General features: G+C 60.5%; 19 protein-coding genes. 7 read left to right on the top strand and 12 right to left on the bottom strand.

The features are described from left to right. Nucleotides 1-5: 5 nt before the first annotated feature. The 5 genes from IE127_RS04455 to IE127_RS04435 form a co-directional block, all read right to left on the bottom strand. The gene (locus IE127_RS04455; protein WP_189423772.1) at nucleotides 6-395 is read right to left on the bottom strand and encodes a hypothetical protein; all 390 of its coding nucleotides are present in this window, start codon (nucleotides 393-395) and stop codon (nucleotides 6-8) included. Between the two features lie 40 nt (nucleotides 396-435). Then, entirely contained in the window at nucleotides 436-1,044 is a 609-nt protein-coding gene (locus tag IE127_RS04450; protein WP_189423770.1) for a hypothetical protein, read from the bottom strand. 150 nt (nucleotides 1,045-1,194) lie between these two features. After that, on the bottom strand, nucleotides 1,195-1,500 hold the full coding sequence (locus IE127_RS04445; protein WP_189423768.1) for an urease subunit beta: 306 nt from the start codon (nucleotides 1,498-1,500) through the stop codon (nucleotides 1,195-1,197). Nucleotides 1,501-1,511: 11 nt separating this feature from the next. Continuing rightward, entirely contained in the window at nucleotides 1,512-1,814 is a 303-nt protein-coding gene (locus IE127_RS04440; protein ID WP_189423767.1) for an urease subunit gamma, read from the bottom strand. An 18-nt stretch (nucleotides 1,815-1,832) separates the two neighbouring features. Next, nucleotides 1,833-2,675 carry an urease accessory protein UreD gene (locus IE127_RS04435; RefSeq protein ID WP_244639925.1) on the bottom strand — a complete coding sequence of 281 codons (843 nt, stop codon included), beginning with the start codon at nucleotides 2,673-2,675 and terminating at the stop codon, nucleotides 1,833-1,835. A gap of 112 nt (nucleotides 2,676-2,787) precedes the next feature. On the opposite strand from IE127_RS04435, the gene IE127_RS04430 reads away from it, so the two are divergent. Continuing rightward, nucleotides 2,788-3,144, top strand: coding sequence for a hypothetical protein (locus IE127_RS04430; RefSeq protein ID WP_189423765.1), 357 nt, complete (start codon nucleotides 2,788-2,790; stop codon nucleotides 3,142-3,144). Nucleotides 3,145-3,201: 57 nt separating this feature from the next. On the opposite strand, the gene urtE is transcribed toward IE127_RS04430, so the two are convergent. From urtE to urtA, 5 genes are all read right to left on the bottom strand, one after another. Beyond that, the gene (urtE, locus tag IE127_RS04425; protein WP_189423763.1) at nucleotides 3,202-3,906 is read right to left on the bottom strand and encodes an urea ABC transporter ATP-binding subunit UrtE; all 705 of its coding nucleotides are present in this window, start codon (nucleotides 3,904-3,906) and stop codon (nucleotides 3,202-3,204) included. Nucleotides 3,907-3,908: 2 nt separating this feature from the next. Next, nucleotides 3,909-4,658 (bottom strand): urea ABC transporter ATP-binding protein UrtD, encoded by a 750-nt coding sequence (urtD, locus tag IE127_RS04420; RefSeq protein ID WP_189423761.1) that lies wholly within the window; start codon nucleotides 4,656-4,658, stop codon nucleotides 3,909-3,911. Between the two features lie 3 nt (nucleotides 4,659-4,661). Next, on the bottom strand, nucleotides 4,662-5,882 hold the full coding sequence (gene urtC / locus IE127_RS04415) for an urea ABC transporter permease subunit UrtC (protein ID WP_189423759.1): 1,221 nt from the start codon (nucleotides 5,880-5,882) through the stop codon (nucleotides 4,662-4,664). Beyond that, a complete protein-coding gene (gene urtB, locus IE127_RS04410; protein WP_189423757.1) occupies nucleotides 5,879-7,510 on the bottom strand; it encodes an urea ABC transporter permease subunit UrtB in 1,632 nt (543 codons plus the stop codon). The genes urtC and urtB overlap by 4 nt, the downstream gene beginning before the upstream one ends. A gap of 69 nt (nucleotides 7,511-7,579) precedes the next feature. Continuing rightward, nucleotides 7,580-8,890, bottom strand: coding sequence for an urea ABC transporter substrate-binding protein (gene urtA, locus IE127_RS04405; protein ID WP_189423755.1), 1,311 nt, complete (start codon nucleotides 8,888-8,890; stop codon nucleotides 7,580-7,582). A gap of 236 nt (nucleotides 8,891-9,126) precedes the next feature. Between urtA and IE127_RS04400 the strand changes: the two genes are divergently transcribed. Both IE127_RS04400 and IE127_RS04395 read left to right on the top strand, forming a co-directional pair. Then, nucleotides 9,127-12,507, top strand: coding sequence for an ATP-binding protein (locus IE127_RS04400; RefSeq protein WP_189423753.1), 3,381 nt, complete (start codon nucleotides 9,127-9,129; stop codon nucleotides 12,505-12,507). Next, nucleotides 12,507-13,439: a response regulator transcription factor gene (locus IE127_RS04395; protein WP_189424683.1), complete on the top strand. Its 933-nt coding sequence runs from the start codon at nucleotides 12,507-12,509 to the stop codon at nucleotides 13,437-13,439. The genes IE127_RS04400 and IE127_RS04395 overlap by 1 nt, the downstream gene beginning before the upstream one ends. Before the next feature lie 190 nt (nucleotides 13,440-13,629). Here IE127_RS04395 and ald read toward each other — a convergent pair whose 3' ends face one another. Further along, entirely contained in the window at nucleotides 13,630-14,748 is a 1,119-nt protein-coding gene (gene ald / locus IE127_RS04390; protein ID WP_189423751.1) for an alanine dehydrogenase, read from the bottom strand. Between the two features lie 122 nt (nucleotides 14,749-14,870). Here ald and IE127_RS04385 point away from each other — a divergent pair, with 122 nt between their 5' ends. The 4 genes from IE127_RS04385 to IE127_RS04370 all read left to right on the top strand — a co-directional run bounded on the left by IE127_RS04385 (nucleotide 14,871) and on the right by IE127_RS04370 (nucleotide 18,167). Next, entirely contained in the window at nucleotides 14,871-15,335 is a 465-nt protein-coding gene (locus IE127_RS04385) for an Lrp/AsnC family transcriptional regulator (protein ID WP_189423749.1), read from the top strand. Nucleotides 15,336-15,494: 159 nt separating this feature from the next. Next, nucleotides 15,495-16,514 (top strand): ABC transporter substrate-binding protein, encoded by a 1,020-nt coding sequence (locus IE127_RS04380; RefSeq protein WP_189423747.1) that lies wholly within the window; start codon nucleotides 15,495-15,497, stop codon nucleotides 16,512-16,514. Nucleotides 16,515-16,596: 82 nt separating this feature from the next. Beyond that, nucleotides 16,597-17,352 (top strand): ABC transporter ATP-binding protein, encoded by a 756-nt coding sequence (locus IE127_RS04375; protein WP_189424681.1) that lies wholly within the window; start codon nucleotides 16,597-16,599, stop codon nucleotides 17,350-17,352. Further along, a complete protein-coding gene (locus IE127_RS04370) occupies nucleotides 17,349-18,167 on the top strand; it encodes an ABC transporter permease (RefSeq protein WP_189423745.1) in 819 nt (272 codons plus the stop codon). Before IE127_RS04375 ends, IE127_RS04370 begins: the two co-directional genes overlap by 4 nt. A gap of 4 nt (nucleotides 18,168-18,171) precedes the next feature. On the opposite strand, the gene IE127_RS04365 is transcribed toward IE127_RS04370, so the two are convergent. Next, the gene (locus tag IE127_RS04365) at nucleotides 18,172-18,705 is read right to left on the bottom strand and encodes a superoxide dismutase family protein (protein ID WP_189423743.1); all 534 of its coding nucleotides are present in this window, start codon (nucleotides 18,703-18,705) and stop codon (nucleotides 18,172-18,174) included. Between the last annotated feature and the right edge of the window lie 34 nt (nucleotides 18,706-18,739).

The following is an 18,739-nucleotide window of genomic DNA, read 5'->3' as shown; positions in this document are numbered from 1 at the left end:
GTGGCTCAAGATGATTTGGCACCCTGGCGATAGAACAGGATGGCGCGATCAATCAGCTGGTCGAGCAGATGGCCACCCTGACGCACCTGCAGGTCGGGCTGCGTCGGCGCAATCAGCGACAGCGCCAGCGCCTGGATGGCATAAGCCTGCTTGATGCGTCCTTCACGATGGTGGTGATTGCCTTCTTCCTGAAACTTGTCGATCAGCACATCATAGGTCTGGCGCGATATGCGACGCTTGGCCAATGTCCAGTTGCTGACACCGAACTCGCGCGCGAGGCCCGAGGCAATACCGCCGAGCAGCCACATGGCCTCCGGGTCGCGCCGGCCACGGCTTTCCAGGTCCTGCAACACGGATTTCATCCGCTGTTTGAAGTCGAGCTCCTTGGTGCTCATCTGGGCAAAATCCCCGGTGTTCGAAAATACTGAATGTTGTTTAGGCGAGCGTGGCGATCTCCGCCGTACGCCAGAGGCCGAACGCGGCAGCAAGGGCCATTATGCAGCCGAAGGCGATGATGGCCGAGAAGCGTTTCTCCGCGCGCTCGCGATCGTAGTCGTAACCGCGCCAGTAAAGAGCGCAGGCGACATGCACGAAGAAGGCCATGATCGCGAGGAAGTGGATGAGACTCATGGCAAGGGCGCCGGGCAGTGTTTGGTAGCCGAGGGTCGCAAAACTCAGGCCGGTATCCACACCGAATACGGTTCGCGCCAGCAGGATCGCGATGAGGTGCGCACTGATGAAGAGCGCCATGTAACCGGCGGCCAGCAATTGCAGCCAGTGCACACGGTCGTTGGCGCGGCTTGCGGCACGCCGGACCATCAGCAGTCCGAGCGCTACCTGAACCAGGACGGCAGTCACTAGAAGAAGTTCGACGATGGGCTGACGGTAGACAAGACGCAGCGCCTGCAGGATCTGGTCGTAGGGCTGTTCGCCGAATGCAGCGACCGCCTGATTGAGCAGGTGCACAAGAACGAAGCTGCCGACGATGATGCCGAGCGTAGCGTGAATGCCGCGCAGGCGAATATGGCGTGTGACCTCCCCCAAACTGATCGGCCCCCTCTGGCCCGGAATTTTGGCGGGAAACTAACATGGATTTAGCGCCATCATAGTCGTTGGCATGTCGCATGTCCGACTGTCAGTCGGCCATGGCGTCGAGCTGCAGCAGGGCGCATGACGTTTCGACATGCCGGACCCTTACAGTTCGCCCATGACGGCCTGGCGAAACCCGATGACGACGCCATTGCCGCTATAATCGATGAGGCGCACTTCACGCGTCTGGCCCGGCTCGAAACGAACGGCTGTGCCCGCGGCGATGTCGAGACGCTTGCCACGAGCCTTTTCGCGATCAAAGGCAAGCGCCGGATTGGTTTCAAAGAAGTGGTAGTGCGAGCCGACCTGGATGGGACGATCGCCGGTGTTGGCGACCTCGAGCGTGATGGCTTCGGTGCCCGCGTTCAGTTCAAGCTCGCCTTCGCGCGTGATGATTTCACCCGGAATCATGGATCGTCTCCTTAGCGGATTGGCTGATGGACGGTGACCAGCTTGGTGCCATCCGGGAACGTTGCCTCGACTTGAACGTCGTGGATCATCTCGGCGACGCCCTCCATGACCTGATCGCGTGAGACGACCTCCGCGCCAGCTTCCATGAGTTCGGCCACCGGGCGCCCATCGCGCGCGCCCTCGACAACGAAATCGGTGATCAGGGCGATCGTTTCGGGATGATTGAGCTTCACCCCACGTTCGAGCCGCCGACGCGCCACAACAGCGGCCATGGCGATCATCAGTTTGTCTTTTTCCCTAGGCGTCAGGTTCATCTTGTCTCTTTCACACGCTCAGATGTGCCAGATGCGGGGCAGGCCGGACGGCCCCAGCACGGTTTCGATAGTGGGAACGATCTGGCGGCGAAGTGCAAGGCCGTTCTCCGCCAGAAAGCGAACAACCAGACGCCCGGGGCTCGCGCTTGCGGCAGTGCCGTGGCTATTCGGCATGAGGCTGCGAAGCATCTCCAGTCGTTTCTCGGCGTCTGGCGCCAGATAGACCAGCGTCGCGAAAGCGGTATTGCCGGCCAGCAAGCCGCGGGCATCCCGGCGCGTGTCGTTGGCGCCCAGGTCTGTGGCCTCGGCATGGATCAGCTTTCCGTTGCGGCGGATGCGCCATTGGTCGCGTAACGCGGCACCAGGCGCGCGTTCGCCCATGGCACTGCGCCCGATTACGACGGCTTCAAGAAGAGCAAGGCGCGCGTCGGCGGAGAGATCGGCTTCTATTCGCCGGTTCAGGCGTGCGCCTTCAAACAGGATCGTTTCCTGCGGCAGCCAGTTCAGGACCGCGGTATCCTCAACCCTGAGGGTCACCGCGACATGTGCATCTGCGCCATCCGACCTATAGACCTTCTCACAGGCAGGTGTTGTAGCCGTCAGGTGAGCTTGCCCTGAAGCTGTGGCAGACCACTCCAGCGAATCGCCGCCGGTGATACCGCCGGAGGTATTGATCAGCGCAGCCTCCATGCCGTGGCCGTGACTGCGCGGAATGCGGATCTTGCAACACTCCTGCTGCCACAGCTTTGCAAGCCGGGTGCCAACCGCGCCGCCGGCTACACCTATGCGTCCGATGCCCGACGCGCGTTGTAGCTTCGGCCGTACCACTGCCTGTACTTTGGAGACGGGAGCGGCCGACATTTCAGCAATCACCAAATTGAGAGCATTTTTTTTGCAACGAAAGTGGAGAGGGCACGTTTTGATGCACGAGACAACGTTCTCTATAAGAACAAATAAACGGTAAGGACATATCATGCATATCAAGACTCTGGTCTCCACATTCGCCATCGGCGCTGCTCTTGCTTTTGCTGGCCCGGCTGCCGCACAGACCATGATCAACGGCACCGAGATTTCCGAAGACGATATGGCCGCAGTCGAAGCTCGCTGCGACGAGCTGTTTGTGGCTTCCGCGACGGACTCCATCGCCAACGACAATGACGACGGCATCGAGGAAGACAACGATAGCGCCGGCTCGATCGATGCGACTATCGAGGACGCTCCTGACGTGAATGACCTCGAGAATGCGACCACCACGATCGACCTCGACACCATCGACCTGCAGGCATGCATGGATGCCGGCCTTGTGGGCATGGAAGACGACGCGATGTAATTCGTAAGAAACCCTTGGGTTTCGAAGGCGCCCGACTTGGTCGGGCGCCTTTTTTTGTCACACCATCAGGTGGCGGCGCACATCCTCCCGGTCGAGGTCTTCAGCCGGCCCGGCGTGCATGATCTCGCCTCGGTCCATGACGTAAATGTCGTCTGCAATTTCGCGGCAGAAGTCGAGATATTGTTCGACCAGCAGAATGGTCATCCCTTTTTCGTCGCGCAGAAACTGCAAGGCGCGACCGATATCCTTGATGATTGAGGGCTGAATCCCCTCGGTCGGTTCATCGAGCACAAGGACCTTGGGCCGTGTGACCAGTGCCCGCGCGATTGCCAGCTGCTGTTGCTGCCCTCCCGACAGATCGCCGCCACGCCGGTTGAGCATGGTTTTCAGGACCGGGAACAGCTCGAAGATATAGTCGGGTACATTGCGCTCGGAATGCTTCAGACCGGCATAGCCCGTCTGCAGGTTTTCCCGCACTGTCAGCAATGGAAAAATTTCGCGGCCCTGCGGCACGTAGCCGATGCCCATACGGGCGCGCTTATAGGGAGGAGAGCGGCGCAGCGTTTCGTCGCCGAAGCTGATCTCTCCGGCGCTGATCGCGTTGATGCCGGTAATGGCTCGCAGGGTTGATGATTTGCCCACTCCATTGCGGCCGAGAACAGCAGTTATGCGGTTGGGGCGGCATTCGATACTGACGCGGCGCAGCGCCTGGGCTGCGCCGTAGTGAAGATCGAGCGAGTCGATAACGAGTGCGCTGGTCATGTCTAGCGTCCCAGATAACGTTCGATGACGGTTGGATTGGCGCTGACCTGCTCGAGCGAGCCTTCGGCCAGAACCGTACCCTCGGCGAGGCAGGTAACGCGGGTATCGAGATCGCGAACGAAGCTCATGTCGTGCTCAACAACGACGACCGAGCGGGTCTTCGAAATTTCGCGCAGCAGGTTGGCCGTTTCGACAGTCTCGGCATCGGTCATGCCGGCGACGGGCTCATCCACCAGCAAGAGCTTTGGGTCCTGTGCCAAGAGCATTCCGATTTCGAGCCACTGCTTCTGGCCGTGGCTCAGATTGGCGGCCAGGTCATCCTTGCGGCCGGCTAGCCGGACAGTTTCGAGGATATCGAGAATGCGGTCCTTGTCCTCGCGATCCGAGGCGTAGAACAAGGTGGAGAAGATGCCGCGTGGCTTTTTCAGCGCCATCTCGAGATTGTCCCAGACGCTCTGGCTTTCGAAGACGGTTGGCTTCTGGAATTTGCGTCCGATCCCGAGATTGGCGATTGCGGCCTCATCGAGCTTCGTGAGGTCCGTGCGCCCGTTGAAATAGACCTCGCCAGCATCGGGCCGGGTCTTGCCGGTAATGATGTCCATCATCGTCGTCTTGCCGGCGCCATTCGGGCCGATGATCGCAAGCATCTCGGCCGGCTTGACGATGATCGAGAGGCTGTTGAGCGCCTTGAAGCCATCAAAGGAGACGGAGACGCCATTGAGATACAGCATCGTGTCGAGTGCCTTGCTCATGTGCTACTCCGCAGGCTTCGGTTGTGGGGCGCGGGTGACGGTCTTGGTGTTCTCGCCGCGTTCGGCGAGATCAGAGGCATGTGCCTCGCCGGACGGCGCGCCATCGCTTGGCGGGGCGGGGCGGTTGCGCCATTCGGAATAGCCGCGCCACTGCCCGATAAGCCCCACAATCCCTTTGGGCAGGAACAGGGTCACGAACACGAACAATCCGCCAAGAGCAAACAGCCACAGTTCCGGCAGCGCTCCGGTGAAGTAGGATTTGCCCATATTGACGATAATGGCGCCGATAATCGGCCCGATAATGGTACCGCGTCCGCCGACGGCAGTCCAGATGACGACCTCGATGGAATTGGCTGGGGCGAATTCGCCCGGATTGATGATGCCGACCTGCGGCACATAGAGCGCACCGGCAATGCCGGCGATTACGGCAGAGACGACGAAGGCGAACAGCTTCACGTACTCGACGCGATAGCCGAGAAAGCGCGCGCGACTTTCCGCATCGCGAACCGCGATCATCACCTTGCCGAGCTTGGAGTTGACGATCATCGAGCAGATGAAGACCGACAGCGCGAGCGCGATGGCCGTGGCTGCGAATAGCGAGGCGCGCGTGGTTGTGGCGGTAATCGGCTGGCCGAGGATATCCTTGAAGTCGGTCAGGCCGTTATTGCCGCCGAAGCCCATATCGTTGCGAAAGAATGCGAGGAGCAGGGCGTAGGTCATCGCCTGGGTAATGATCGACAGATAGACGCCAGTAACGCGGCTGCGGAAGGCGAACCAGCCGAAGACAAAGGCCAAAAGACCCGGCACCAGCACGACCATCAGCATGGCAAACCAGAACTGGTCCATGCCCTGCCAGAACCAGGGCAGTTCGGAATAGTTCAGGAATACCATGAAGTCGGGCAGCACAGGGTCGCCGTAGACGCCCCGATCGCCGATCTGGCGCATGAGGTACATGCCCATGGCATAGCCGCCGAGTGCGAAGAAAGCACCGTGGCCGAGCGAGAGGATGCCGCAATAGCCCCACACCAGATCGAGCGCCAGCGCCAGCATTGCGTAGGTAAGGTATTTGCCGAACAAGGTGACGAGGTAGTTTGGCACGTGACCGGGTGAGCCGGGAGGGATCAATAGGTTGGCCGCGGGAACTGCGAGAGCGATGACCAGCAGGATGGCCACCACCCAGATCGCCTTCTTGTCGAGGGCGCGGAACAGGGCTTGCGTAATCATGCGTCGACCGCTCTTCCCTTGAGTGCAAAGAGGCCACGAGGACGCCTCTGGATGAACAGGATGATGAAGACGAGGATCAGGATCTTGCCGAGAACGGCTCCTGCATAGGGTTCGAGGAACTTGTTGGCGATGCCGAGCGTCAGCGCACCCACGAGAGTGCCCCAGAGATTCCCGACGCCTCCGAACACCACCACCATGAAGCTGTCGATGATGTAGCCCTGGCCGAGATTGGGCGAGACATTGTCGATCTGGCTGAGCGCCACACCGGCAAGGCCGGCGATTCCGGAGCCGAGACCGAATGTCATGGCATCAACGAAAGGCGTGCGGATGCCCATGGCCGATGCCATGCGGCGGTTCTGTGTAACGGCACGCATCTGCAGGCCGAGCGAGGTACGGTTGAGGACAACCAGCAGGGCGGCGAACACAACAATCGCAAAGACGACGATCCACATGCGGCTATAGGTGATCGACAGACCGTAGAAGTCGAACGAACCCGACATCCAGCTCGGATTGCCAACCTGGCGGTTGGTCGGCCCGAAGATCGACCGCACCGTCTGCTGAAGGATCAGCGAGAGACCCCATGTGGCCAAAAGGGTTTCGAGCGCTCTGCCGTAGAGCCAGCGGATGATCCCGCGCTCGATGGCGACGCCGATGAGCGCCGTGACGAGAAAGGCCAGCGGCAAGGCGATTGCCAGGGAATAATCGAAAAGCTCGGGTGAATTCTGGCGGATGGTCTCCTGCACCACGTAGGTCGTGTAGGCGCCGAGCATCACCATTTCGCCATGCGCCATGTTGATGACGCCCATGACGCCGAAGGTGATGGCGAGGCCGATGGCGGCCAGCAAGAGCACAGACCCCAGCGACAGGCCGAACCAGACGTTCTGCGCGGCTTGCCAAAAGGCACGCTCCTGTTCGAGCCCTGCAATGGCAGATTCAATATCGGCGCGCAGCTCTTCCGGCGTGTCTTCATTGAGTGCGCTGCGCAGGGTGACGATGGCAGCGCCGCCGGACGTGCGCGATACGATTGGCACGGCCTGGCGCTTCTGTTCGAGTGTTGCATCCGGCATGCCCAGGATGGTTACGGCGCGGGCATTTTCCATCGCGGTGCGCACGGCAGGATCGGTTTCGGCAGCGAGCGCCTCATCGAGCAGAGGAATGTTCTCTTCATCCGGAGAGGCACCCATGGTGCGGGCGGCGCTGATACGCGTCTGCGGATCGTCCGCCATCAGCGTCATGCCGCCAATAGTCGCGTCGATATCACGGCGAAGCCCGTTGTTGACCCGGATACGCGACAAATCGGTTTCGCCAACCGGCGCGATCTCTTCTTCGGTGACGGGATCGTACATGCGGTTGCGTGTGACGATGACGACATCGCCGGTTTCTTCATTGAAGTAGAGGTCGCCTTCGCCGAGCGCCTCGAGAACCGGGACGACGTCGGTATTACCCGTCGCTGCGAGGCTGGAGACGATCTCCTCGAGTTCACGCAGGCTGGCATCGGGCATGGCCGCGATCAGTTCGCGGATCTGGCTGGTATTGTCCTGGGCGCTGACTGCTATCGGCGCGAAGACGCCGGCCAGAAGGCACAGCGCTGCAGCCAGAAGGCGGAAAGCAAAAGGGGCGCGAAACATCCGGGTCATTCCTGTTCGGCCAATGGGAAAGGGCCGGGGCAATTGCTGCCCCGGCGGTAGATGGTGGGCTTACTCGGCCGAGGCGCTGCTGCCGCCGCAGGTTTCGGTCTCGGTGTTGTAGTTGCCGCACATGACCGGCTCGGTCCAATCGGCGTCGAGCATGGCGGATTCCGGCAGATAGTCGGACCACGCATCGCCAGGCACCAGGTCATCGGTCTCGGAGACCACGAAGAACTGGCCATCGTCCTGGATTTCACCGATCAGCACGGGCTTGGTGATGTGGTGGTTCGGGAGCATCTCAGCCATGCCGCCAGTCAGGTTCGGCACTTCAAGCCCGACAATGGTCTCGATGATGGCATCGGGATCGGTGGTGCCGGCTTCCTCGACGGCTGCGGCCCAAAGGTTGAAGCCAATATAGTGGGCTTCCATCGGGTCATTGGTCACGCGATCGTCGCTGCCGATGAACTCGTGCCATGCGGCAATGAACTCTTCGTTCTCGGGCGTATCGACCGACATGAAGTAGTTCCATGCAGCCAGGTGGCCGACCAGCGGTTCGGTGTCAAAACCGGACAGTTCTTCCTCACCGACGGAGAAAGCGACGACCGGAATGTCGGAGGCTTCGATGCCCTGGTTGGCGAGCTCGCGGTAGAACGGCACATTGGCATCGCCGTTGATGGTCGAGACCACGGCTGTCTTTTTGCCAGCGGAGCCGAAGGCCTCGATATCGGAGACAATCGTTTGCCAATCAGAATGACCAAACGGGGTGTAGTTGATCATGATGTCTTCAGAGGCCACGCCGTTATCCATGAGATATTGCTCAAGGATTTTGTTGGTGGTCTGCGGGTACACGTAGTCCGTGCCGGCCAGAACCCAGCGCTCAACGCCTTCTTCTTCCATCAGATAGTCGACGGCGGGAATCGCCTGCTGGTTGGGGGAGGCGCCAGTGTAAAAGACGTTGCGCTGGCTTTCCTCACCCTCGTACTGGACGGGGTAGAACAGCAGGCCATTCAGCTCTTCAAAGACCGGCAGCACCGACTTGCGGCAGACCGAGGTCCAGCAGCCGAAAACTACGTCGACATCTTCAACGGTGAGAAGTTCGCGGGCCTTTTCGGCAGCGAGCGGCCAGTCTGAGGCGATATCGACGACAACCGGCTCGAGTTCACGCCCGAGAAGGCCGCCTTCTTCGTTCTGCTGCTCGACGAGCATCAGCATCACGTCTTTCAGCGTGGTCTCGGAGATCGCCATCGTGCCGGACAGCGAGTGGAGGATGCCGACTTTGATCGGGCCTTCGTCCTGAGCGATGGCCGGTAGTGCAGTCGCCGTCATGCTGCCCGCCATTGCGGCAGCGACAAGAGCGCTCTTGGCGCCGAAGTTCTTCATGATTTCGTCCCTTGAATCTTGTTGCCCCGAGACGCCGAGAAGCGTCTGCTACGGGCAGACCTTGGGACGAGCAGCCGAAACCCCCTATACGTCGATTAACGTAACCGGCCTTCTGGACCCACAACCAGATCGACGACGCTTGAGCAAAAAGCCTGTTGGGCCGGGCCTTTGCATGCTAAGTCAGTGCTGACGATTTCTTGGGCAGTTGGCTGAACAGGTTAAGATCTAGGCGTTCGATGGCGCGGCAAAGAATACTTCCCATCAGGCGCGAGTATAATCGCTGGGTCGCCGACGAGACGCTCGAGGACTACGCGCTGCGCTTCACCGCCAAGTCGGCGCGCCGGTTTTCCGATGCGCGAATCTCGCAAACAGCGATCGGGGCGATCTCGTTTCTGGCGCTCGAGGCCATCGGCGGCGCGATAACGCTGTCATACGGCACTACCAACGCGATGATCGCGGTTCTGATCGCCTCGATCGCAATTTTGCTCGTTGGCGTGCCGATCTCGCGCTACGCGACAAGGCACGGGGTCGATGTCGACCTGCTGACGCGTGGGGCAAGTTTTGGATATATCGGCTCGACGATAACCTCGCTGATCTATGCCAGCTTCACCTTCATCCTGTTCGCCATCGAAGCCTCGATCATGTCGAGTGCGCTGCAACTGGCGTTCGGCATTCCGCTGTGGGTCGGGCATATCATCAGCGCGATCGTGGTGATTCCGCTGGTAACGCACGGTATCAGGATGATCAGCCGCTTTCAGCTGCTGACTCAGCCGGTCTGGATCATCCTCAATATCCTGCCGTTCATTTTCATTGCCTTCATGGACTGGGAAACGTTCGATGTCTGGCGCGCCTTTGCGGGCGTCGGCGCGGAGAGCGGGCCGCCGGGAAGCATCGCCCCGTTCGATATCGCGAAGTTCGGGGCGGCCTCGGCAGTGATCCTGGCGTTGATGACCCAAATCGGCGAGCAGGTGGATTTCTTGCGCTTCCTGCCGGCGAGCGGGGTGAAATCCTGGCGGGCGCGGCTTGGTGTGTTCCTCGCCGGGGCCGGCTGGGTGGTGATGGGGGCGCCGAAGCTGCTCGCAGGATCGTTCCTTGCGGTGATGGTGCTTTCATCGGGCGTTTCGGCAGAGCATGCATCCGAGCCGGCCTATATGTACGCCATCGCGTTCGGCTACATGATCCCCAATGAACTCGCGGCGCTGATGCTGATGGCCGGGTTCGTTGTCGTCAGCCAGCTCAAGATCAACGTGATGAACGCTTATGCCGGCTCGCTGGCCTGGTCGAACTTCTTCTCACGGCTGACGCACAGCCACCCCGGGCGTGTGGTCTGGCTATTCTTCAATGTCTCGATCGCGCTGTTGCTGATGCAACTCGGGATTTATCGGCTACTGGAGGAAACGCTAGGGATTTTCTCGATTGTCGCCATGGCATGGCTGTGCACGATCTCGGCAGATTTGTTCATCAACAAACCGCTTGGACTTGCACCGCCGGGCATCGAGTTCAAGCGGGCGCATCTTTATGACGTGAACCCCGTGGGAGTGGGCAGCATGACGCTGTCGACTGCGGTGGCGCTGGCGGCGCATTTCGGTGCGTTTGGGACAATGACGGCCTCGCTGGCACCGTATGTGGCGCTGGTCGTCGCATTTCTGGCGACACCCGCGCTGGCTTGGCTGACCAAGGGCAAATTCTACCTGGCGCGCAAGCCGCGCAAGCAGTGGCAGCAACGCAAGTCGCTCACGTGTTCCGTGTGCGAGCACCCGTTCGAGCCGGAGGACATGGCGTGGTGCCCGGCCTATGCCGCACCGATTTGTTCGCTATGCTGCTCGCTCGATGCGCGGTGCCACGACATGTGCAAGCCGCACGCGCATTTTCGTGCGCAGGCGAATGCGGTGGCGGCGAGCATTCTGCCCGAATGGGTGCACGACCGGCTGCGCTCACGGCTTGGGCGATACGCGATCGCGACCACTCTGGCGATCGCGATGATCGGTTCGACGCTGGCGATGATCTATTATTTCGCTGTCGGAGCGGCGCCCGCAACGGCAGATGTCGTCGGTGGCACGATCGCCGTAGTGTTCTTCGTCTTCTCCGTGGCAGCAGGTATCATCACCTGGTTCCTTGTGCTGGCACGCGACAGCCGGCTGGTGGCGGAAGAGGAGAGTTCGCGCCAGACAACGTTGTTGCTGAAGGAAATCGATGCGCACTCGCGCACTGATGCCGAGCTGCAGCGGGCGAAAGAAAAGGCGGAAGCCGCCAACCAGGCTAAGAGCCGCTACGTGGTTGGGCTGAGCCATGAATTGCGAACCCCGCTTAATGCGGTGATGGGATATGCGCAAATCCTCGAGCGCGACCGCAATCTGCCGGAAAACCGTGTCGGTTCAGTGCAGGTGATCCGGCGCAGCGCCGAGCATCTGTCCGGGCTGATCGACGGCCTGCTCGATATTTCAAAGATCGAGGCAGGACGGCTGCAGGTCTATTCCAACGAGATCAACATTCACGAGTTGCTCGACCAGATCGTCGACATGTTCCATCTGCAGGCGAAGGCGAAGGGGCTGGAGTTCAGGCACCATCGCTCGCCAGCTCTTCCTGCCGTCGTGCGGACGGACGAGAAGCGACTGCGCCAGATTCTCGTCAACCTGCTGTCCAACGCCATCAAGTTCACGCCCTCGGGGCATGTCAGGTTCGATGTCGAGTACCGGATGCAGATTGCCAGCTTCAGGATCGAGGATAGTGGTGATGGTATTGCCGCAGCCGACCTAGAGCATATTTTCGAGCCGTTCGTCCGAGGTGAGGCGCAGCGCACCAGATTTGCGCCGGGGCTTGGCTTGGGGCTGACTATTACCAAGTTGCTGACCGAGACTTTGGGCGGCGAGATCAGTGTCGAGAGCACCCAGGGCAGCGGCACGACGTTTCAGGTGCGTCTGATGCTTGCCAAGGTTGACCGGCCCGCGCCAAAGGCACGCGAGAGCAGACTTGTCACGGGCTACGCGGGCTCGCGCATGAGCGTGATGGTGGTCGACGACAATGCCGACCACCGCAACATGATGCGTGAGATGCTGGCACCGCTCGATTTCACGGTCTTCATGGCCCCGGATGCGGAAACCTGCCTCGAGATCATCGCGGTGGCTGAGCCTGACATATTTTTTCTCGATATCCGGATGCCAGGCATGAATGGCTGGCAACTTGCGGAAACTTTGCGGGAGCGTGGCATGACGGTGCCGATCGTCATGCTGTCCGCCAATATCGGCGACGGCGCACCTCAACCGACAGGCGGTTCGGGACATTCCGACACGCTGGCGAAGCCCTTCAGCATGCGCCAGTTGCTCGACAAACTTGAACTGCACCTGAAGCTGGAATGGATCGAGGAGGGGCGTGACGTCACCACTCCAAACAATAAGCCGAAGGTGAGCGCGACGCTGATCTCTCCGGGCGTCGAGCACTTGCGCGAACTTGCCAGCCTCGGCCAGATCGGCCACGTAAGGGGGATCGATACGAAACTGAACGAGCTGGCACAGGATCCGGCCAATGCGCCCCTCGTCGAGGCTTTGCGCGAGCGCATGGAGGCCTATGACTTTGCCGGGTATGCCGACCTGATCGAGAGCGTGAACGAAAGCAGATGATGACGCGGATCGAGGCCGACAAGGATATTGTGCTTCTGGTGGATGATTCCCCCGAGGCGCTCGGATTTCTGACGACCGCTCTCGAAGAGGCTGGTGTCACAGTTCTTGTGGCGCGCAGCGGGGAAATGGCTCTGCAGATCGCCGACAAGATCACGCCCGACGTGGTGCTGATGGACGCAGTCATGCCTGGGCTGGACGGCTTCGAGGCCTGCCGCCGCCTCAAGGGGTTGCCGGCCTTAGCGCATGTGCCAGTGATCTTCATGACCGGGCTGACGGAAACCGAACACATCGTGCATGCGCTCGAAGTGGGTGGCGTCGATTATCTCTCAAAGCCAATAAATGTCGACGAACTGCGCGCGCGCATCCGCGTGCATCTTGCCAATGCCCGTACGGCCCACAGTGCGCGCATTGCGCTTGATGCCGCTGGCCGGCACCTGGTGGCATTCGCCGAAGCTGGGGAATTGCTGTGGTCGACACCGCAGGCGAACAAATTGCTGGAACAGGCAGGCTATGCCAGCGCCGATCATGCAACGATCAGCTCGGGATTTGTCGACTGGCGGCGCCGGCATGCCAGCGATGGCGCAACGCCCGGTGGCGGATTCGATCTCGAGGTGATGGGCGCGAGCCTGCTGACCCTCAGCTATCTCGGCATGGTGGGTGCCGATGAATTCCTGTTCCGGCTGGTGGCGCAGCAGGAGGAGGGACAGGAAGAGGCACTGCGCAACCGGTTCGGGCTGACACAGCGCGAAAGCGAAGTGCTTCTGTGGATATCACGCGGCAAGTCCAACCGCGATATCGGCGAAATCCTTGGGCTAAGTCCGCGCACAGTCAACAAGCATCTGGAGCAGGTCTATACCAAGCTGGGGGTGGAGAACCGCGCGTCTGCCGCGATCAAGGCGGTACAAACCATGCAGTCGCCATTCGGCGTCTAGTGGCAGCGATGAGAATGTGAAGGAACGTTTAACGAAGGCGCACAGTTAGCCTGATGAACCGGCGCCGCTTGCACTCCCACTGGCGCCGGCCTCCTTACGGAGGAACGGTCGGGCGACGGCTGGAAGGGTTGACGCTCCCTTGTGGTTAGCCCGAGGGGACGCGAGGCAAGCCTCGCGTCCCTTTCGTTCGTCAGGCCGCCAGAACGGTTTCCGGTGCTGTGAATTCATAATCCTGAACCGCAGCGACCGGCGCGCAGGTGACGCGGCCATTCCAGACATTGAGACCAGCGCGCAGATGCGGATCGGCGATCAGCGCATCACGCCAGCCCATGTTGGCAAGGCGCACGACGTGCGGCAGCGTGGCGTTGTTGAGCGCATACGTCGAGGTGCGTGCGACAGCGCCAGGCATGTTGGCCACACAATAGTGCACGATGCCATCGACGAGGAACGTCGGATCGGCATGGGTCGTGGCGTGCGAGGTTTCAAAGCACCCGCCCTGATCGATCGCGACATCAACCAGCACAGCGCCCTGCTTCATGGTGGAGAGCATGTCACGCGTGACGAGCTTGGGGGCGGAAGCGCCAGGGATCAGCACTGCGCCGATGACCAGATCGGCACTGGCAACCGCATCGGCGATCGAGGCCTTGTTGGAATACAGAACGCGGGCCTTGGCGCCGAAATGACCAGAAAGGCGTTCGAGTGCGGCCGGGCTCTTGTCGAGAATCGTGACGTCGGCTGACAGGCCAACCGCGTTCTCGGCAGCGTGGTATCCGACGACACCGCCGCCGAGGACAACAACCTTGGCCGGCTGCACACCGGGGACGCCGCCCAGCAGAACGCCGCGCCCGCCGTGTGCCTTCTCAAGCGCGTTGGCGCCAGCCTGAATCGACATGCGCCCGGCAACCTGGCTCATCGGCTTGAGCAGCGGCAGGCCGCCAGAGGCATCCGTGACGGTTTCGTAAGCGATGGCAACGGCACCGGAATCGACAAGATCGCGCGTCTGGGCGGGATCAGGCGCAAGATGCAGATAGGTGAACAGCACCTGACCCTGGCGCAACATCGCCCGTTCCGAGGCCTGGGGCTCTTTTACCTTTACGATCATATCGGCGCGCTGGAAGACCGTATGCGCGTCCGGCGCGATCTCGGCGCCCGCAGCGACGTAATCCTCATCGCTGTCACCGATGCCATCGCCGGCGCCGGTCTCGATGAGCACCGAATGTCCATGATGGATGAGTTCGGCGACGCTCTCGGGCGTCAGTCCGACGCGGTACTCATGGTTCTTGATCTCTCTCGGCACACCGATCAGCATCTGAAATCCCCTCGATTGACTGTAGCCAAAGCAAACCACAGCGAGGACGAAATGTGCTTGCAAGTTTGGTGCGCAACACGCCACCATCGGGATGTAGTTCGGGAAATTTGGAGACTGGCGCAATGGCATTGCAGCTCGATCAGATCGACCGGAACTTGTTGCGGGCGCTGCAGCAGGACAGCCGCCGCAGCGTGCAGGAGCTCGGTGATGCCGTCGGGCTTTCGGCCTCGGCCTGCCATCGGCGTTTGAAGGCTCTCGAGGAGCGCGGCGCGATAGATGGCTATCGGGCGCATCTTGATGCCGACCGGCTCGGCTTCACCATGCAGTTTTTCATTGAGGTGGGGCTGACAAGCCAGAGTGAAAAGGCGCTCGACGCGTTCGAGGCAGCGGTACGCGATATTCCCGAAGTGCTCGAGTGTCAGCTGATGGCGGGACAGGCGGACTACTTGTTGCGCGTGATCTGTCGTGACCATGAGGACTTTGAACGTCTGCACCGGAGCCTCAATGCCAGGTTGCCGGGGGTCGCGCGTATCCATTCCAATCTGTGCATTCGCACTGTGAAGGATCGATCGGGCCTTCCCATTTGAAAGCTGCCCAGAGTGCTTGCCTCAACTGTGTGCACGCTGCCTATTAAGTGCGCGTGTATGGATGTTGGCTTCATATTGTGCATTTTTGCCTTGCGAAGCGCTGTTGGCTGCGCTTTGCTGGCGGAAAGCAAATGCAGCAACAATGACAAGGGGTGTGGAATGACGGGAGCCAAGGCTAAGGGTATTGCGCTGGCGGTGATCGGTTGCATGGCGGCAACGCCGGCAATGGCACAAACTGATATCCGCTTTACGCTGGATTGGCGCTTCGAGGGACCGGCAGCCGGTTTTCTTCTGGCGGAAGACAACGGCTATTTTGAAGAAGAGGGCCTCAATGTCACGATCGACACCGGCAATGGCTCGGTAGAGGCGATCCCGCGTGTGGCGACGGGCGCCTATGACATGGGGTTCGGCGACATCAACTCGCTGATCAAGTTCCTCGATGAAGACCCGTCGCAGCCTGTCGAGGCGGTGATGATGATCTACGACAAGCCGGTGTTTTCCGTTGTCGGACGCAAGTCGCTGGGTGTCACGGAAGACCCCGCATCGCTCGAAGGCAAGACACTTGGCGCCCCGCCGCCGGATGGCGCGTTTGCGCAATGGCCGGCCTTTGTTGAGGCGGCGGATATCGACACGTCCGATATCACCATCGAGAATATCGGATTTCCGGTGCGCGAGCCGATGCTGGCCAGCGGAGACGTGGATGCCGTATTCGGCTTTTCCTTCTCTGTGGTCCTGAACCTCTTGGCCAACGGCGTGCCTGAGGACGATATCTCGACCATCCTGTTTGCCGACAACGGTCTTGATCTTTACGGCAATGCCATTCTCGTCAACGAGACGTTCGCCGAAGAGAATCCTGACGCTGTTGAAGGTTTCCTCAGGGCCCTGGCCAAGGGTTTCGCTGACGCTGTGGCCGATCCTGAGGCGGGTGCCCAGGCGGTTCTCACGCGCAACGAGACGCTGAACCTCGAAACCGAAACCCGTCGTCTCGAAATGGCGAACGAGACCAATATCCGCACGCCATACGTTGTCGAGAACGGGTTCGGCGATGTGGACATGGCGCGGCTCTCGGACTCCATCGAGATGCTTGGAACGTCGATGGACCTCGAAGGCAATGTGACGGCGGAAGAGGTGTTCAATCCGGACTATCTGCCGCCCGCAGAAGAGCGCATGCTGCCATAATACTGAAGTGGCCCGGCGAAAAATGCCGGGCCGCCTCGAGCGGGGGGACGCCATGGCTCTTGTGAGCATTGAAAATGTCGACATGCGCTATGGCGGTCCGGAGGGCACGCTGGCCGTTTCGGGTCTCGATCTGTCGATTGCGCGCAGAGACTTTACCGCAGTGGTCGGCCCATCCGGTTGCGGCAAGTCGACCCTGATGAAGCTCGTTACCGGGTTGCATATCCCGCAAAAGGGTGCGGTGGTCGTGGCCGGCCACGAGGTGACCAAGCCAGTTTCCATCGTTGGCATGGCATTCCAGAACCCGACAATGCTGCCTTGGCGGACAACGCTCGACAATGTGCTGCTGCCGCTAGAGATCGTTGAGAAGCATCGACATCGGCTGCGCAAGCACAAGGACGAATATGTGGCGCAGGCCGAAGCGCTGCTGGAGACGGTCGGGCTGAAGGGGTTCGGCTCAAAATATCCCTGGCAGCTTTCCGGAGGTATGCAGCAACGCGCCAATTTGTGCCGCGCATTGATCCATGAGCCCGAGCTATTGATGCTGGACGAGCCGTTTGGTGCGCTCGATGCCTTCACGCGCGAAGAGCTATGGTGCGTAATCAGGGACCTGCATGCCAGCCGCGACGTGACGATTGTGCTGGTAACGCACGACCTGCGTGAATCAGTGTTTCTGGCCGACCGGGTGGTTGTGATGAGCGCTCGGCCCGGCAGGGTGGTAGCCGAACATCCGGTGCCGTTCGAGCGGCCGCGTGATCTCGAGATCATGTACCGGCCCGAATTCAACGAGATGGTTCAGGCGCTGCATGGCGAGATCGCCAATGCACGGGAGCTGGCATGAGTACCGTTACCGAAAACAATGCGGTTGCCGCGACCCCGCCAAAGCCCGCATTTCGCATCAACTGGATCAAGCTGGCGCCGGTTCTTTACACAATCGGGCTGTTCGTCTTGTGGGAGCTTGCGGTGATTATCTCCGGGCTGCCACACACGGTGCTGCCGGCGCCATCCCGCGTATTCCAGGCGATTGTCCAGTACTGGTCGCCAATCTGGAAGAATTCCCTGCAGACATTCTATACGACGACGCTAGGGTTTCTGATCGCGGTGGTCGCTGGAATGGCGATTGGCCTGCTGATCGGCTGGTCGCGCGCGATTTATGCAGGGCTCTATCCGATCATGGTGGGGTTCAACGCCATTCCAAAGGTGGCACTGGTGCCGATCCTCGTGATCTGGTTCGGGATTGGCACTGTTCCCGCTGTGCTGACGGCGTTCCTGATCTCGTTCTTTCCCATCGTCGTCAACGTCGCAACGGGCCTCGCGACGATAGAGCCGGAGACCGAAGACGTGCTGCGCGCGCTTGGCGCCAAGAAGATGGACATCATGTTGAAAGTGGGAATCCCGCGCTCGATGCCGTACTTCTTCGGCTCGCTGAAGGTGGCGATCACCCTGGCTTTCGTGGGCTCGGTGATTTCAGAGACCGTTGCATCGAACAATGGCCTGGGGAACATGATGGCTTCGGCACAAAGCCAGTTCAACGTGCCGCTGGTGTTCGCAGGGCTGATCATGCTCGCGGTCGAAGGCATCGCCATGTACGCACTGATGGCGTGGCTGGAGCGGCGCATGACCGGATGGGCGCACCGCTCCAGCATGGCTGCATGACGGCTTACATGCCGTCTGCAGGCTCGACCACGGCGCAGGCGACGCGCGAGCCGGCATCACCGCCCGGATCGGTCATGTAATCGTCGGCCTCGGCGTGGATCATCAGGGCGGAGCCGTCTTCGTCGAAGAGGTAGCCTTCTTCGCCCTCAATCAGCGACACGCGGTCGTTCACCACGTCTGCCGAGAGGTTCCCGTCGACATCAGCGACCTGGTTTTCCATGTCCCCAGCGTGGGGGCCCTCGGGATTATCAAAACCATGCTGATTGTCGGTCGGATTGTAGTGTCCCCCGGCAGAATCGAAGCCGTTCGAGGGGTCGCAATCGCCGGTTTCATGAATATGGAAGCCATGCTCGCCTTCCGTCAGACCGGAAACCGTCGCGGTTATCTCGACGCCGGCTTCGGTCTGCATCAGTTCGGCAGAACCCACTTCTTCGCCTTCGGTGTTCATGAAGGTGGCCATAGCAGACTGGTCCTGAGCCAGGGCAGGGGCGGTCATCAGCGCAGCGCCGCAGATACATGCCATGAGCTTGGTTTTCATTGTGCGTCTCCTTGGATGAGTGCAGTGCTGCAGA

The sequence above is a fragment of the Devosia pacifica genome, from assembly GCF_014652635.1.
GTDB classification, from domain to species: domain Bacteria; phylum Pseudomonadota; class Alphaproteobacteria; order Rhizobiales; family Devosiaceae; genus Devosia; species Devosia pacifica.
The sequence above is the reverse complement of the archived record's forward strand: the minus strand, read 5'-3'. Positions and strand labels throughout refer to the sequence as shown.